General features: G+C 70.3%; 17 protein-coding genes. 6 read left to right on the top strand and 11 right to left on the bottom strand.

Going from position 1 to position 15954, the window contains the following annotated elements; genetic code table 11:
- Positions 1-7: 7 nt before the first annotated feature.
- Positions 8-1075: an Lrp/AsnC family transcriptional regulator gene (locus ACWIGU_RS27540; RefSeq protein ID WP_454404378.1), complete on the bottom strand. Its 1068-nt coding sequence runs from the start codon at positions 1073-1075 to the stop codon at positions 8-10.
- A gap of 121 nt (positions 1076-1196) precedes the next feature.
- Here ACWIGU_RS27540 and ACWIGU_RS27535 point away from each other — a divergent pair, with 121 nt between their 5' ends.
- The 3 genes from ACWIGU_RS27535 (at position 1197) to ACWIGU_RS27525 (ending at position 5750) form a co-directional block, all read left to right on the top strand.
- Complete coding sequence (locus ACWIGU_RS27535; protein ID WP_454404377.1) at positions 1197-2420, top strand: M20 metallopeptidase family protein; 1224 nt, start codon at positions 1197-1199, stop codon at positions 2418-2420.
- A 147-nt stretch (positions 2421-2567) separates the two neighbouring features.
- On the top strand, positions 2568-3986 hold the full coding sequence (locus ACWIGU_RS27530) for an MFS transporter (RefSeq protein WP_454404376.1): 1419 nt from the start codon (positions 2568-2570) through the stop codon (positions 3984-3986).
- Between the two features lie 42 nt (positions 3987-4028).
- Entirely contained in the window at positions 4029-5750 is a 1722-nt protein-coding gene (locus ACWIGU_RS27525; protein ID WP_454404375.1) for a DUF885 domain-containing protein, read from the top strand.
- Positions 5751-6005: 255 nt separating this feature from the next.
- On the opposite strand, the gene ACWIGU_RS27520 is transcribed toward ACWIGU_RS27525, so the two are convergent.
- Genes ACWIGU_RS27520 through ACWIGU_RS27500 form a run of 5 tightly spaced genes read right to left on the bottom strand, consistent with a single transcriptional unit; the run spans position 6006 to position 11573 of the window.
- The gene (locus tag ACWIGU_RS27520; protein ID WP_454404581.1) at positions 6006-6938 is read right to left on the bottom strand and encodes a glutaminase; all 933 of its coding nucleotides are present in this window, start codon (positions 6936-6938) and stop codon (positions 6006-6008) included.
- 36 nt (positions 6939-6974) lie between these two features.
- Complete coding sequence (aspA, locus tag ACWIGU_RS27515; RefSeq protein ID WP_454404374.1) at positions 6975-8387, bottom strand: aspartate ammonia-lyase; 1413 nt, start codon at positions 8385-8387, stop codon at positions 6975-6977.
- A 32-nt stretch (positions 8388-8419) separates the two neighbouring features.
- On the bottom strand, positions 8420-9436 hold the full coding sequence (locus ACWIGU_RS27510; RefSeq protein ID WP_454404580.1) for an asparaginase: 1017 nt from the start codon (positions 9434-9436) through the stop codon (positions 8420-8422).
- A gap of 11 nt (positions 9437-9447) precedes the next feature.
- Complete coding sequence (locus ACWIGU_RS27505) at positions 9448-10899, bottom strand: amino acid permease (protein ID WP_454404373.1); 1452 nt, start codon at positions 10897-10899, stop codon at positions 9448-9450.
- Entirely contained in the window at positions 10896-11573 is a 678-nt protein-coding gene (locus tag ACWIGU_RS27500) for a FadR/GntR family transcriptional regulator (RefSeq protein WP_454404579.1), read from the bottom strand. The genes ACWIGU_RS27505 and ACWIGU_RS27500 overlap by 4 nt, the downstream gene beginning before the upstream one ends.
- A gap of 189 nt (positions 11574-11762) precedes the next feature.
- On the opposite strand from ACWIGU_RS27500, the gene ACWIGU_RS27495 reads away from it, so the two are divergent.
- The 3 genes from ACWIGU_RS27495 to ACWIGU_RS27485 all read left to right on the top strand — a co-directional run bounded on the left by ACWIGU_RS27495 (position 11763) and on the right by ACWIGU_RS27485 (position 12854).
- Entirely contained in the window at positions 11763-11894 is a 132-nt protein-coding gene (locus ACWIGU_RS27495) for a hypothetical protein (protein ID WP_454404372.1), read from the top strand.
- Positions 11895-12131: 237 nt separating this feature from the next.
- Positions 12132-12455, top strand: coding sequence for a hypothetical protein (locus ACWIGU_RS27490; protein WP_454404371.1), 324 nt, complete (start codon positions 12132-12134; stop codon positions 12453-12455).
- Positions 12456-12656: 201 nt separating this feature from the next.
- Positions 12657-12854 carry a hypothetical protein gene (locus ACWIGU_RS27485; protein ID WP_454404370.1) on the top strand — a complete coding sequence of 66 codons (198 nt, stop codon included), beginning with the start codon at positions 12657-12659 and terminating at the stop codon, positions 12852-12854.
- Between the two features lie 179 nt (positions 12855-13033).
- Here ACWIGU_RS27485 and ACWIGU_RS27480 read toward each other — a convergent pair whose 3' ends face one another.
- From ACWIGU_RS27480 to ACWIGU_RS27460, 5 genes are all read right to left on the bottom strand, one after another.
- Entirely contained in the window at positions 13034-13240 is a 207-nt protein-coding gene (locus ACWIGU_RS27480) for an Imm32 family immunity protein (protein WP_454404369.1), read from the bottom strand.
- Positions 13241-13424: 184 nt separating this feature from the next.
- A complete protein-coding gene (locus ACWIGU_RS27475) occupies positions 13425-13796 on the bottom strand; it encodes a hypothetical protein (RefSeq protein WP_454404368.1) in 372 nt (123 codons plus the stop codon).
- Positions 13797-14174: 378 nt separating this feature from the next.
- Complete coding sequence (locus ACWIGU_RS27470; RefSeq protein WP_399982301.1) at positions 14175-14378, bottom strand: cold-shock protein; 204 nt, start codon at positions 14376-14378, stop codon at positions 14175-14177.
- 608 nt (positions 14379-14986) lie between these two features.
- Positions 14987-15280 carry a hypothetical protein gene (locus ACWIGU_RS27465; RefSeq protein WP_454404367.1) on the bottom strand — a complete coding sequence of 98 codons (294 nt, stop codon included), beginning with the start codon at positions 15278-15280 and terminating at the stop codon, positions 14987-14989.
- A 5-nt stretch (positions 15281-15285) separates the two neighbouring features.
- A complete protein-coding gene (locus ACWIGU_RS27460; RefSeq protein WP_454404366.1) occupies positions 15286-15588 on the bottom strand; it encodes a hypothetical protein in 303 nt (100 codons plus the stop codon).
- Positions 15589-15954 lie beyond the last annotated feature (366 nt).

The raw sequence follows: 15954 nt of genomic DNA, 5'->3' as shown, positions 1-15954 counted from the left end.
CTGAGTGTCAGGGTCCATGCCCGGTGGGGGCGTCGGTGTCCTCTGTGGCGGCCAGGGTGCTCCAGCCGTCGATGGGGATGGTTCCACGCCGGTAGCCCGCCTCGTCGAGCAGATGGCCGCTGAGTTTGATCGGCCACAAGGCCACCGCCCGGTCGCCGATGGTGCTGCCGGGTGCCTGTGTGATGACGCGGGTTTCGAGTTGCTGGATCTCGTTGACCGAGCGGACCCATGCGACGACGAGCAGGTTGTGGCGCCCGGTGATGGCGGCGCACAGGCGTACGTCCAACATGCCGGCGATGCGGCGGGCCGCGTCTTCGACGCTGTCGGAGGGGACCTGCGCCCACAAAACGGCTGCGACCGGCCGCTGGGACAGGGGGCGTGCGGTCTCGCAGCGGAGGTGCACGGCGCCCGCATCGAGCAGGTGCCTGGTGCGTCGGCGGATCGTGTCGACTCCGGTGCCGCAGGTCTCGGCGAGTGCTGTGTAGGGGGCGCGTCCGTCCTCGGACAGGGCCACCATGATGCGGCGATCCAGGTCGGTCAGTGGGCCGCCGGTACGGCCGACCGGCGGCCGACGTTCCGTCAGCCGTGCTATCTGGTCGGCGCTGAGCGCGCGCAGCCGCCACCGGCTGCCCTCGGTGTAGATCGCCCCGGCCACATGGGTCCGGCTCGCGGTGACGCCGGGCAGCGAGCTCAAGGAGCGGGTCACCCACCGGGACAGCGAGGCGAGGTCCGGGCGCATCACAGTGAGCAGCAGGTCCCGGTCCCCGGTGACGTGCTCGACGGTGGTGACCATCGGCTGCCGGCTGAGCCGGTCGGCGACCTCGAGGACCCGGCCACCCGCGCAGTCGACTTCGACGAAGGCGAGACAGCCCTGCCCGGACTCGGCCAGGGCGGGACCCGGGTAGCAGCTGATCCACGCGGCGCCGCGGTCGGTGAGCCGCTTCCAGCGGCGGGCGAGGGTGACCGCATCGTGGTCGAGCACGCTCGCCAGGCGGGACCACGTCGCGCGGGGGCTGATCTGCAGAGCGTGGACGAGCACCGAGTCCGCCTCGTCCAGCTGGCCGGAATCCTTCATCTGATCGAGGCTATCGCGATTTTCCGGCGCTTTCTGGCCAGTCATGGCGTGTGGCCTTCACGCTCGGTCCACTGCTCGCGAACAGCGGGCGGCTTGACCGTGTCGGGAAGGTGTAAGGAACATGTCGGTACTCGCGGATGCCGAGGAACTGCGGGACGAGCTGGTCGCCCTGCGGCGCGCCCTGCACAGGGAGCCCGAGCTGGGCCTTGACCTGCCGCGCACGCAGGAGAAGGTGCTCGCGGCGCTGGACGGGTTGCCGTTGGAGATCACCACGGGCAAGGGCCTGACGTCGGTGACGGCAGTGCTGCGCGGGTCGCGTCCCGGAGGAGCCGTGCTGCTGCGCGGTGACATGGACGCCCTGCCGGTGCAGGAGGCGTCCGGGGTGGTCTACGCCTCCGAGGTGCCAGGCCGGATGCACGCCTGCGGGCACGATCTGCACACGGCCGGACTGGTCGGCGCCGCACGCCTGTTGAGCGCCCGGCGCGAACAGCTGCAGGGCGACGTGGTGTTCATGTTCCAGCCCGGAGAGGAGGGCCACAACGGGGCCGGGCGCATGATCGACGAAGGTGTTCTGGAGGCCGCCGGTCGCCCGCTGGACGCCGCATACGCTGTCCATGTCTCCGCCAACCGGGTCCCGCAGGGCATGCTGGTGAGTCGGCCGGGCACCGTGATGACCGCGTCCGACGTGCTGCGGGTGACCGTACGCGGGCGCGGCGGGCACGGCTCCGCGCCGCACTCCGCCCTGGACCCGGTCCCGGCGACCTGCGAGATGGTCACCGCGATCCACAGCTGGACCACCCGGACGTTCGACATCTTCGACCCGGTGGTGGTCACCGTAGGGAAGCTCCACGCCGGCACCCAGAACAATGTCATCCCCGAGACGGCCTCCTTCGAGGCCACCGTGCGCAGTTACTCCGTCGTCCATCACGAGCGGCTCGCTCAGGGGCTGCCCCGTCTGGTCCGCGGCATTGCCGCCGCGCACGGCCTCGACGTCGACGTCGAATACAAGGTGCAGTACCCCGTGACCGTCAACGAGCCCGGGGAGACCGCCTTCGCCATGGACTCCGCGCGGGAACTGCTCGGTGACGACCAGGTGTTCCTCTCGCCGATACCCGCCAGCGGGTCGGAAGACTTCTCCCTCGTCCTGGAGCAGGTTCCCGGCGCGATGCTGCTGCTCGGGGCTGTGCCCGAGGGACGCGATCCGGGGGCGGCGCCCATGAACCACTCGCCGCAGGCGGTGTTCGACGACGTTGTCCTGCCGCGCCAGGCGGCGTTCCTCGCGGACCTGGCCACGAAGCGGCTGGCCCGCACGTCCGGCTCGTCGCTCGCCACCCCCCAGACGTGAGACCGCCGCAAGGGGGGCGTCCTACCGGCCCGGACCAGCGGTCGTACCCCGACCGGGCCCGCCCCGCTCCGGCCAGTCCCGTCCTGGTCCACCCCGTGTCGGCCACGGCCCACGGTCTGTCCCGCTCGTGAACCGAAAGGTGTGTCTATGAGCGTCACCCAGCCCCGGCCGCAATCGGCGCCGTCCGGCCCCGCGCCCGGGACTGTTCGCGGATTCGTCGGACTGCTCGTCCTGTTCGAGCTGACCAGCGGGTTCCTCCAGGGAGGGATCACACCGCTGATCCCCGCCATCCGGGACATGCTCGACATCAGCTCGGGCACGGCCCAGTGGATCACGGCCGTGCAGTTCCTGTCCGCCGCCGTGTGCGTGCCCGCCTTCGGGCGCCTCGGCGACCGGTACGGGCACCGGCTCATGCTGCGCGTCGCCCTGGCATGCGTCACCGCGGGCAGCGTGCTGGTCGCGCTCGCCCCCGACGTGACGCTGCTGTTGGCCGGCCGCGTGCTGCTCGGTCCGCTGGCCGCGCTGCTGGCCCTGGAGATCGGGCTGTGCCGCGACCGTCTGGGACCGCAGGCAAGTCGCCGAGCCGTCGGCCTGCTCGTTGCCACCCTCGCACTCGGATCGATGCTCGGCTCGTTCACGACCGGACTCCTGGACCGTCTCCTCGGCGGTGTCCGCCCCACCCTGTGGTGCTTCGCTGTGCTGGCTGCCGCCTGCGTCCTGCTGTCGATCCGCGGTATTCCCGAGACTCGACACAAGGCCTCCGGCCGAATGGACTGGGCGGGCGCGGGTCTGCTGAGCGTGGCCCTCGTCCTCTTCCTGGCCGCGGTTTCCCAGGGCGGCACGCGGGGCTGGTCATCGCCCGGAACGCTCGCCGGCCTCGCCACAGCGCTCGTGCTGTTCGCCCTGTGGGTGCGCTGGGAACTGCGCCAGGAACACCCGCTGGTGGATGTGCGGTCGGCGGCCGGACGGGCCGTGGCCCCGCACCTCCTCTCCGGCTTCGTGCTCGGCGTCGTGATGCTCGCCGAGCCGGTCGTCGCCGTCTCATACCTGGACGCCGCACCGGAGACCACGGGCTACGGGTTCGGGCTCGCCGCCTGGCAGATCGGTATTTGGGGCGGCATTCCGCACCTGGCGGCCTTCCTGGCGGCCGCCACCAGTGCATCCGTCGCCGCACGGATCGGCCTGCGCCGCATGCTCGTACTCGCCTTCGGCCTCGTCGCCGCCGGAAACGTCGCACTGGCCGCGGCCCACTCCTCGCTGCATGGGTTCGCCCTCGCCTACGTCGTCGCGGGAGCTGGGATGGGGATGGCCAGCGGCGGACTGCCGACCGTGATCGTCGAAGCCAGCCCCGCGGACCGGTCCGCCAGCGCGGTGGCCGTCTACAACAACCTCAAGACACTCGGCGGCAGCATCGCCGGCGCCGCTTTCGCCGCGATCCTCGGCACCCTGCTGGCGCACGACACCACGACGCCGGCCCTGTCCGCCTACCTCACCGTGTGGTCGCTGTGCGCGGTCGTGACCACGACGGCACTGCTCCTCACGCTGCTCGCCCCGCGCCGCGACTGACCCGCCCTCATGCGCCGCCTCGCCTCCCCCGAGGAGTACCTGATGCCCGACACCGACACCGACACCGACAACTCGACGGTCGCCCTGACCCGCGCTACGTCCGCGCCGCGCGCTGTCGCCGAGGCTCACATGGACGCGCTCGTCGTCCTCGACCCGATCCTCGGCGGCTATCTCGGCGAGGCCGACTGCAACGGACAACTGCCCGACTACTCACCCGACGGCCACGCAGCCCGCGCCGAGCTGGCGCGTCGCACGCTCCAGGCACTCGACCGGGCGGGGACCGTGCCGGGCGCGACCGCGGAGAGCGAGCGACTGTGCGCCCGGCTCCTTCGCGAGCGTCTGAACAGCGAACTGACCCTGTACGACGCCGGGGAGCACCTGCGCCGGATCGCCACGCTCGGCTCGCCCCTCCAACTGGTCCGTAAGGCGTTCACCCTCGCCCCGACCCGCACCCCGAACGACTGGGACGCTGTCAGGCGCCGCCTCGACCAGGTCCCCGCCGCGCTGCGCGGCTACCGCGACAGCCTGGCGGCCGGTCTCGACCATGGGCCGACCGCCGGACCGGCCGCAGTGACCGCCGTCATCGGGCAGCTGGACACCTGGATCGCGGACGAGGCGGGCGGCTTCCGTCGACTCGCCTCCACCGGCCCGGAGCCACAGCGCCCGGCGCTCACCGCGGCCGCCGCCCGCGCCACCAGGGCACTGCACGAGCTGCGTACGTGGCTCCGGGACACCTACGCGCCCCGCGCGTCCGAGTCCCCCGACGCTGTCGGCCGCGACCGCTACCTCCTGTGGTCCCGCCACCACAACGGCAGTGATCTGGACCCGGAGGAGGCTTACGCGTACGGCTGGTCCGAGTACCACCGGCTGCTCGACGAGATGCGGGACGCAGCCCGACAGGTGCTGCCGGACGCCGTCGACCCCAGGCAGGCGCTCGAGCACCTGGGAGACCACGGCGAGGCGATCGAGGGCGCCGAGCAGGCCCGCGAGTGGCTGCAGTCGCTCACCGAGCGCACCATCGAGGCCCTCGACGGCGTCCACTTCGACTTCGCTGCACCCGTCCGGCGGGTCGAGACCAGCCTCGCGCCCGCAGGCACGACCGCCGCCTACTACACCGGCCCCTCGCACGACTTCGCCCGCCCGGGCCGCACCTGGCTGCCCGTCCTCGGCCGCAGCCGCTTCCCCGTCCACGACCTCGTCTCGACCTGGTACCACGAAGGCGTACCCGGACATCACCTGCAGGTGGCACAGTGGACCCACGTCGCGGCCACCCGCCTCACCCGCTTCCAGGCGTCCGCCGGCGTGGTCAACGGCAACGTCGAGGGCTGGGCTCTGTACGCGGAACGCCTCATGGACGAACTCGGCTTCTTCCACGACCCGGCGCACCGCCTGGGCTACCTCCAGGCACAGATGCAGCGGACCATGCGACTCGTCGTCGACATCGGCGTGCACCTGCGCCTGCGCATCCCCGCCGACGCCCCGTACGGCCCGGGACAGCGCTGGACACCCGACGTCGCCGGGAGCTTCCTTCGCGACAACCACCCCCATCGGGGGGCTTTCGTCGACTCCGAAGTCGTCCGCTACCTGAGCCTCCCGGGCCAGGCGATCGGCTACAAACTCGGCGAACGCCAATGGCTCAGGGGCCGCGAGGCCGCCCGCGCCCGGCGGGGCGCGGGCTTCGACGCCAAGTCCTGGCACATGGCGGCCCTGTCCCAGGGCTCCCTCGGCCTGGACGACCTGGTGGAGGAACTGGCCCGCCTGTAGATCGCCCTGCTGCCCCTGGGAGGTGCCCGGGCCTCACTGATGCGTCTGCGGTGCGGGCGCTCGGGGACCCACCCCCTCGGATTGAATGGGGGCTGCCGGGCTCGGGCCATTTGGGAGCCCCGGACACCTGGGAAGTCCGGTCGGCGGGCACGATGGGGAACTGCCTGCACGCGTGGTGGCAGATGATGCCGAAGGACAAGCGGACTCTGGCGAACGCGGACGCCGCGATACGCCGGGCCCGCAAAGAGATCGGGCTCAGAACACCGACAGCCCCGTCAGTGTCGTGAAGCGGTCCAGGGCCGCGACGCCCGCCACCGAGTTGCCTCGCTTGTCGAGTCCCGGGCCCCACACGGCCAGCGTGCAGCGGCCGGGCACGACCGCGACAATGCCACCGCCGACGCCGCTCTTGCCGGGCAGTCCCACGCGGTACGCGAAATCGCCGGCCGCGTCGTAGGTGCCGCAGGTGAGCATGACCGCGTTGACCTGCTTGGCCTGGCTGCGGGTGAGCAGCCGGGAGCCGTCGGCGCGAACGCCGTGCCGGGCCAGGAACCCGGCGGCGAGCGCGAGATCGGCACAGGACGCCTCGATGGAGCACTGGCGGAAATACTGCTCCAGGAGTGCGGGCACCGGGTTGTCGATGTTCCCGTACGACGCCATGAAGTGGCCCAGCGCCGCATTTCGGTCGCCGTGCGCGGCCTCGGAGGAGGCGACGTCCCTGTCGAAGGCGAGCTCCGGGTTGCCGCTCTCTGCGCGCAGGAACTCCAGCAGGATGCCGGCCGCGTCACCGGTCTGGGTCTGCAGGCGGTCGGTGACGACGAGGGCGCCCGCGTTGATGAAGGGGTTGCGGGGGATGCCGTTCTCGTACTCCAGCTGCACCAGGGAGTTGAACGGATTGCCGGAGGGTTCGCGGCCCACGTGCTCCCACAGCTCGTCGCCCTCGCGGGCCAGGACGAGGGCGAGCGTGAAGACCTTGGTGAGCGACTGCGTGGAGAACGGCTGCTGCCAGTCCCCGACGCCGTACACCGTGCCGTCGAGTTCCGCGACCGCCATGCCGAAGCGGCGCGGGTCGCAGGCGGCGAGCGCCGGGATGTAGTCGGCAGGCCGCCCGCGGCCCGGCGTCTGCTCGATCTCGGCGGCGATGCGTTCGAGGACCGGCTGGAAGGCCGGCGGCGACGTCGTGATCACTATTTTGCCTCCCGGCCGGTCCTGGTGCGCGTTCGTGGTTCAGGCGTGCGCGGAGCCGCTGCCCGCGAGGACTTCCGGACGCAGCAGCTCGGCGAGCCGCTCGGCCGGCAACAGCCCCTTCTCCAGCACGAGTTCGGCGACGCCGCGTCCGGTGGCGAGGGCCTCCTTGGCGATGTCGGTGGCAGCCGTGTACCCGATGTGCGGATTGAGGGCGGTCACCAGGCCGATGGAGTTCTCCACGGCCGCGCGCAGCCCCTCGGTGTTGGCGGTGATCCCTACGACGCAGCGCTCGGCCAGGGTCAGGCAGGCGGTGCGCAGATGCGTGATGCTCTCGGACAGGGAGTGCAGGATGATCGGCTCGAAGGCGTTGAGCTGGAGCTGTCCCGCCTCGGCCGCCATGGTGATGGTGACGTCGTTGCCGATCACTTCGAAGGCGACCTGGTTGACGACCTCGGGAATCACCGGGTTGACCTTACCGGGCATGATGCTCGAACCGGCCTGCACCGGCGGCAGGTTGATCTCGTTGAGGCCCGCGCGCGGCCCGGAGGAGAGCAGGCGCAGGTCGTTGCAGCTCTTGGAGAGCTTGACGGCGATCCGCTTGAGCACACCCGACATCTGGACGAAGGCGCCGCAGTCCTGGGTCGCCTCGACGAGGTTCGCGGCGGTCACCAAGGGCAGCCCGGTGATGTCGGCGAGGTGGCGGCGCGCCGCCTCGGCGTATCCGGCGGGGGCGTTGAGGCCGGTGCCGATGGCAGTGGCGCCCAGGTTGATTTCATGGATCAACTCGACGGCCTCGTCCAGACGGCTGCGATCCTCGTCAATCATGACGGCAAACGCAGAGAACTCTTGACCGAGCGTCATGGGTACCGCGTCCTGCAACTGTGTACGGCCCATCTTGAGCACGTGGCGGAACTCGACGGCCTTGCCGGTGAAGGCGTCCTGCAGTACAGCCATCGCCTTGAGCAACCCGCGCACCGCGAAGACGGTCGCTATCTTGACTGCGGTCGGGTAGACGTCGTTGGTCGACTGGCTCAGGTTGACGTCTTCATTGGGGTGCAGGAACTCGTACTGGCCCTTCTCGTGGCCCAGCAGCTCCAGTGCCCGGTTGGCGACGACCTCGTTGGCGTTCATGTTCGTCGAGGTGCCGGCGCCGCCCTGGATGACATCGACGACGAACTGGTCGTGCAGCTTGCCGTCGCGGATCTCGCGGCAGGCCTCGACGATGGCGGCCGCCTTGTCCGGGGCGAGCAGGCCGAGTTCCTCGTTGGCGCGGGCTGCGGCCTCCTTGACGGCGGCGAGGGCGTCGATCAGGTGCGGGTAGGCGGAGATCGGCGTTCCCGTGATGGGGAAGTTCTCCTTGGCGCGCAGGGAGTGAATGCCCCAGTACGCCTCGTCGGGGACGTCGCGGTCGCCGAGCAGGTCGTGCTCGCTGCGGTGGGATGCGGCGGTCATGGCTGTGCGGGCCTCTTTCGGAGGTGTGTGGATCAGGTGTACGCGGGGTGGGTGAGCGGGGCGAGCGCACGGGCGGGCCGGATGCTGCCGACCACCTCGCCGCCGCCGAGGAGCGGGGCGGCCGCGAACTCGGCGAGCGCGGCCGGGTCGACTCCGCAGCGCGCGAGGGCGGCCGCGGCCACCGGGACGCGTGCCCGGTCCGCGCCGTCGGCGATCTTCACGGCGACGGCCCGGCCGTCCGGGAGCGCGGCGACCTGCACGCCTTCGAAGCCGTCCTTGGTGAGCAGCCCCGGCACGGCCCGCATCAGCGCGGAGACGTCCCGCCCCGATCCGGAGGCCATCTCGGGGTGCTCGCGCATCGCGTCGGCCACCATGGCCTCGGGGGTGCCGGGCGCGGCGGTGACTATGCGGGCGGCGGCGCGGGCGAGGCCGTGCAGCGAGACAGAGAACAGGGGCGCGCCGCAGCCGTCGACGGTCACCTGGGCGATCCGCTGTCCGGTGAGGCCCTCGACGATCTCCGCGATGGTCTGCTGGAGCAAGTGGGCCGGGTCGAGGTAGTCGTCGAGGGACCAGTCGTTGAGCCGCGCCGTGTAGAGCATGGCCGCGTGCTTGCCCGAGCAGTTCTGTGCGAGGCGGGAGGGCAGCCGCCCCCCGCGCACCCAGTCCTCCCGGACGACCGGGTCGAAGGGCAGGTCCGTGACATTGCGCAGCCGGTCCTCCGACAGACCGGCCAGCTCCAGGATCCGGCGGGTCCCGGCCAGGTGCCGCTCCTCGCCGGAGTGGCTGGCCGCGGTCAGCGCGAGCAGCTCGCCGTCCAGCGGCAGCCCGGCCCGCAGCATCGCCACGGCCTGGACGGGCTTGAGGGCCGAGCGCGGGTAGAAGGCGGCCTCGATGTCGCCGATCTGCAGGTCCACGCTGCCGTCGGCGCCCAGCACGACCACCGAGCCGTAGTGGATGCCCTCGATGACACCGCCGCGGACGAGGTGGGCGACCGGCGCGTGGAGCGGTTCCCGGATCACCGGGGCCTCGGCCACCGAACTTCCGTACATCACTGCCTGGTTCACGCGTCCGCTCCGTCGCGTATCCCCGCCACCCGGCGGCGCACCCCGTACCAACCCGCGACGAGCGCCGCCGCGATCAGCGGCAGACACAGCACGGTCGTACGCCCCGCGCCTCCGTCGGCGTACATCAGCACCAGCACGGAGACCAGGAAGACGATCGTCACGACCTCGGTCCACGGCGAGCCGGGCAGGCGATAACTGGGCCTGGTCAGCTCGCCGTTCTGGGTCTTCTGCCAGAACATCAGGTGACAGAGCATGATCATGCCCCAGGTGGAGAGGATGCCGATCGCCGCGAAGTTCAGCACGATCTCGAAGGCGTCGGCGGGGACGACGAAGTTGAGGCCGACGCCGATGACGCAGATGCCGCTGGTGAGCAGGATGCCGCCGTAGGGGACCTGGCTGCGGCTCATCACGCCGGTGAACCTGGGTGCCGAGCCGGACATCGCCATGGAGCGCAGGATGCGGCCGGTGGAGTACAGGCCGGAATTGAGGGACGACATGGCCGCGGTGAGCACGACCAGGTTCATGACGCCGCCCGCGGCGGGGATGCCGATGTTCGACAGCACGGTGACGAAGGGGCTCTGGGCGGCGCTGTACGAGCTCCAGGGCAGCAGCATCGACAGGAGGACCACGGAACCGACATAGAAGAGGCCGACGCGCCACATGATCGAGTTGATCGCCTTGGGCATGACCTTCTCGGGGTTCTCGGTCTCGCCCGCCGCGACGCCCACCAGCTCGACGGAGGCGTAGGCGAAGACGACGCCCTGGACGATCAGCAGCATCGGCAGCAGGCCGTTGGGGAAGATGCCGCCGTTGTCGGTGATCAGGGACGGGCCGGGGTTGTGGCCGTCGACAGGGTGCTGGGTGACCAGCAGGAAGATGCCGATGAGCATGAAGACGACGAGCGCGCTCACCTTGATGATGGCGAACCAGAACTCCAGTTCACCGAACATCTTCACTGATATGAGGTTCACGGTGAGGACGACGGCGAGCGCGATGAGCGCGATCACCCACTGCGGGATGTCGGAGAACATGCCCCAGTAGTGGGTGTAGACGGCCACGGCGGTGATGTCGGCGATGCCGGTGGTGGCCCAGTTCAGGAAGTACATCCACCCCGCGATGTACGCGCCCTTCTCGCCGAGGAACTCGCGGGCGTACGAGACGAAGGCGCCCGACGACGGGCGGTACAGGACGAGTTCGCCGAGCGCGCGGACGACGAGGAAGGCGAAGAGGCCGCAGACCGCGTAGGCGACGAAGAGGGAGGGTCCGGCGTCGGCGAGGCGGCCGCCGGCGCCGAGGAAGAGGCCGGTGCCGATGGCACCGCCGATGGCGATCATGTTGACGTGCCGGGACTTCAGGGACTTGCTGTAGCCCGCGTCTCCGGCGTCGACGTGTCCGGAGGTCGGTTTCTCGCTACGCAGGGCGTCTTGCTGAAGGGATCGCTCGCTCACGCCTGGGGTCCGCCTTCCGCGGGTGGGGCCGCGCGCTCGGGGCGCACGATGGAGGTGAGGGTGGTCTGGACGCGGTCGAGATGGTGGGCCATGGCCTCCACCGCGTCGTGTTCGCTGCCGTCCAGGAGGGCCTCGACGATCGCGCGGTGCTCGCGGTTGGACTGCTCGCGGCGCCCGCCGAGTTCGTTGAGGAAGGCGGACTGGCGGCCCAGCGCATCGCGGATCTCCTCGATGACCCGGCGGAACACCGGATTCTGCGAGGCCTCGGCGACGGAGATGTGGAACAGAGTGTCCATGGCGACCCAGGCGGTGGTGTCGGTCTCCCGCTCCATCCGCTCCAGGAGGTGGGTGAGGTGGTCGAGGTTCTCCGAGGTGCGCCGCACCGCCGCGTACCCGGCGACCGGGATCTCGACGTGGCGGCGCACTTCGAGGAGGTCGCTCGCCGCGTAGTCCCCGAAGGTGGGGTCCTCGACCGTGTTGGCGACCACGAAGGTGCCCTTGCCGGTGCGGGACACGGTCAGCCCCATCACCTGCAGGGCCCGCAGTGCCTCGCGGAGTACCGGTCGGCTGACTTCGAGGCGGCGGCAGAGCTCCGCCTCGGAGGGGAGCTTGTCGCCGATGGCATACTCGCCGCGCTCGATGGCGCCGCGGAGGTGGGTGAGTACCGCTTCCATCGCGCTGACGCGCCGCGGCATCGACCCAGCTGTCTGGCTGTCTGACAGGTTCACGTGGGTGATCCTGCGTGCAACGGGACGGGGCTGTCAAGGGGTACCGAGGCCCCCATCCTGTGCCGTTCGGAAACTTATCGCTACTGCTTGGAGGCGGTCTGGCGCGCTATCACTGTCTGCTGGAACCCTGTCCGGGTGATCGTTTCACTGGCGTACCGGGCGGCCCGGAAACGGCTCGCGGTTCCGGCAGTGCTGCCACGCGGGGACGTGGCCAAGGACGCGGAATTGCTGGTGCTGCGGCACGAGAACGCAGTGCTGCGCAGGTAGCTCACGAAGCCGGTGCGCTACAAGCCGGCGGATCGGCTGTGGTTCGCAGGGCTGGCCTCGCTGGGCGCAGGTGTTCCCCGGGGGCGCCCGCGACGATGCGGGCGTGGCGCAGGCTGATTGCCCTGAGGCGGGCCCAGGAGAATTCGCGCTGGGGCTGCCGACGGATCCAGGGGGAACTCGTCCGGCTCGGGCATCCGGTCGGCTCGACGACGAGGGAGATCCTCACCGCAGCGGAATGTGATCCGGCCCCACGCCGCAGCGGTCCGAGAACGCGACAAGCCGCTCGGGCTCTACGCCCTCACCACCTCCGAGGCCACCAAGTCGCGCCTCGTGAACGAGACTTCCTCCCGCGGCGTCGCCTGGGGGCAGCCGGCGATGCAGGTGCTCGTGCCTGGCCTGCCTTTCGGCGGCGTCGGCGAAAGCGGCATGGGCCACTACCACGGTCTGTGTTCCCTCGAGGCGCTCAGCCACATCAAGAGCGTCGTGGACGTGCCGCTCAGCTGGCCCGACTCGGAATGGGCGTACGTACGCCCGCCAAGACGGCGGCCAGCATGCTCCTGATGGCGGGCCGTGCACCGCTTGGGCCGTTCGCGACATGGCGAGGCATCGTGACAGCCGTCCATTCGACCCGACCTTCCCGCCGCGGGGGGAGGCTCAAACGGCTGGGTGGACGTCTCACCCGTCCGCACCACCGCGAGAGGCCTTATGGACGGACAGGTGGTGCGATGGAAGACGGGGGTGCCGTCTACCAGGGAGCTGGTCATGCACGAGATGTGGGTCGGAGTGGACGCCGCGGGCGATGGGCTGGTGTGGCACGTGGTGGCGGCCGACACGGCCACCACCTTGTGCGGACAGAGCAGGCAGCGTGAGGCTGTCGCCGGACATGACTCGACCGACCGGCACTGCCTGGAGTGCATGACAGCGCTGCAGGACATCCTGCAAGCGCCGGCGAGGACTTGACGAGCGCTGTCGGCTTGCGCCTGTAGCGACATGGCATGGGTGGTCAGGCCGCCTGGCCGTACCGGCCGCCGCCGCGATCTGGCCGACCGTCGCGATGATCGTGAGCTCGGCCCAGCCCGGGCACGGAAGAAGCACGGACGCTTTCCGGCACGCGACATGGCGTCGAGGCGGAGCGAGGCCTACAGCTTGTCGTCGCGTTCAAGGATCAGGCTGATGGAGCCGACTTCGAGGTTGATGCCGCCCTCAAGATGCTCGTGATAGCCGTCCCGGAGTTCGGGATCAGCGAGATTGACGAGTCGTTCGGCCAAGTCCCGCAGCCCGGCAGCGTTGGCCGCCACAGTGACTTCGGTGGCTGAGCCGTACACCGTGATCCGGGGTTCATGCATGCGGTCACGCTACAGCCGGGCTTCGCACTCTCCGGGGGGCTGCTCGTTCCTCACTGTCAGTCCGAACCCCGCCGGGTCAGGGATCGGCCGATGCCCACCCGTTCACTCGTCTGGACCACTGATCGGCGCAAGCGCACCGGTGACGGCCACGGACCGGATCACGATGACTGCGTCCTGGCGCAGGTCAAGCGGGGATGAAGGCGCTCTGGTCGGCTCCGTCGAGGATGAATCCGTTGTCGAAGCGCACCCGTACGCTCACGTGAGGTGCCCGTTCCTGGTAGGCGGTCCATGCGGGTTCCAGAGAGGCCACCTTTTCCTCGAGTTGTCTCCTGCTCTGCGGGGGCATATCGGGTCCGAAAGCGTCGAGCAGTGATGTGAGCCGCTCGTACTCGCGCACGTCTTCGCTTTCGTCCTCGTGGTCGGTCACCCGCTCGATGGTCCCGGCGGTGCCCGCCGCCAAAGACAGGAACCCGACGACGACCCCTGACACCTCAACCGAATCGGTCAGCCTGGTGTCGGCTGCCAGCTTCACCCGCTGGCCTTCCTTCAGAGCCATCGACTTCCTATCTCTCCTGCGAACTGTTCGCCGGCCGCAACCGGCTGCGGAACGGGCCTTCGCTGAGGCTGTATCGGCCCCAGACTCGCACGTCGGTCGGTTCGCCCAGGAGCGTGCCACCGCGAACGCCAACCTCCGCGCCTGCGGGGGGGATGGCCCCGCAGTGGTCGGCCGGCCAGGTCGCGTCAGTGCCGGTGCTTCCCGCGCCCGCGGGGATGGTCCGGCCCCATGAGGACCGCCGTGTGGCTGGCAGGGTCGCCCTCGTGCCTGCGGGGTGGTGTCCGTGCACGCGTGCTGCTCGTGATTCGTGCAACGTGTGTGTGGGGGTGTCCGTCGTTGCTGGCGAGCACCCCCATACCTTCCTGACCGGGCGCGTGGTCAGCTGCGGACGATGTTCTCCGCCTGGGGGCCCTTCTGGCCCTGGGTGATGTCGAAGGTGACCTTCTCGCCTTCGACGAGTTCGCGGTACCCGTTGCCGCTGATGTTGGAGTAGTGGGCGAAGACATCGGGGCCTCCGCCGTCCTGCTCGATGAAGCCGAAGCCCTTTTCGCTGTTGAACCACTTCACGGTGCCGCTGGCCATACGTCTGTCCTTCACATCACCCGAGCTCGTCCACCCTGGAAGAGCTCGGCCTCTATGCGCTCCGAGGAAGGAGCGCTACAACGTGGCTAATCCTGCCCCACATTGTCGCGCCCGCGCCTGCGGGGATGGGTGGAAGTTGCCGGTCGTGCCGATCGGGAGGCCGGGGTCAGCTCGGGAGGCCGGGGTCAGCCCCACGCCCGCGGGGACGGTCCGCACGTCTCGGCACGCACGACCGCGATCGGCACGTCGCCCCCGCCTCCGCGGCGAAGGTCCGGCGCTCCTGGACGTGCGGCGCGCGGGCAGGCGGACCACGACGACGTCGTCCAGGTCCAGACACAACTCCGCAAACGCCTGCCCATCCCGCCGAATGTCCCCCTCGTCATACATCCAGCACGCCTTGTGCTTGCAGCAGCGCACCGCTATGCCGCCGAAGAAAATGCTGCGCCAGACCCGGCATGTGGAGGAGCACGTCAGGGTCCAACGGCACCGTGGCGCTCCGCATCAAGTCCGTCAAGAGGGAGCATGCGTACTCCCGGCTGATGGGCCAGGGCAGCCGGCTCGCCGACTTGTGCGAACTCTCCCAAGCCCGGTGAGCACCGCGGCAGCGCTCACAGCTCCAGGCCGGGCCCCGGATCCAGTGGCCGTTTCGCCTGACGGATGTCCCACACCGGGCACTCGACCGGCGTGTAAGCGCTCTGCGGCGTCCACGACAGAAGTCCCGCGGGACGACCTACCGGCTCCAGGCCCTCGGCGCGGATCTGCTTCGGTGTCCGCAAGTACCAGGGCAGCGTGTCGCCCGTGAAGGCCGGCAGGGGCACCGGCCCGGCCTGCCTCTCGCGGTACACCGGATCGCCGAACAGGTCCCAGCCCACGGGCTTTCGGGGCGGTCGGCGTGGAGACACGGCCCCTACCCCCGGCCCTGCGCGGCGTCCAGGTGAGCCAGTGCCAGCCGCAGCGACAGGAGCGCGGTACCGAAGGCCAGGTGGTCGATGTCCACCCCGTACAACTGGCCCGGGTGCACGGTGAAGGCTTGCGACGCCCGCCGCGCGTTGGCCTCCTGGTCGCCCGGCGTGGCCGAGAGCACCAGGTCCTGCACAGCCGCCGGCAGATCCGGTGTGCCGATGTCCGGCCAGATCTCGACGCCCGGGGCCGTCTGCTTGATGTCGTCGATCGCCTCGGCCAGTTCCGCGCGGGCTTCGTGCTCGTTCATGGCGGCAGTCTGCCGCACGGCGACAGCGAGTTGAGGCAGAACAGGACATTCCCTGCCCCGACGGCCCTTGATCGCGGCCACATCGTGAAGTTGCGCGATCACCCTTTCCGCGGCCGCGAGAGCCCGACGACACGAGGGCGCCACCAGGCGCCAGATGTTGCCCGTGCCCGCGGGGATGCTCCGAGCGTGGGCATCGCCGACGTGTGATGTCGAAGCCATTGCCGAGGGCCAGGGGGTGATCTGTGCCCACCGGCTGGGCGTGTAGCGGACCGTGTGCGCGCCCGGCGTCCTGTCCGCGAACTCTGCCCTGTTCGCGCTCCACCAGCGCCCCAACACCTGCAGGGCCGCATCAGGCAGAAGACGCGC

The sequence above is a fragment of the Streptomyces sp. NPDC055400 genome (genome assembly GCF_053644375.1).
Note: the sequence above shows the minus strand (reverse complement) of the source record. Positions and strands in the feature narration are given on the sequence as shown.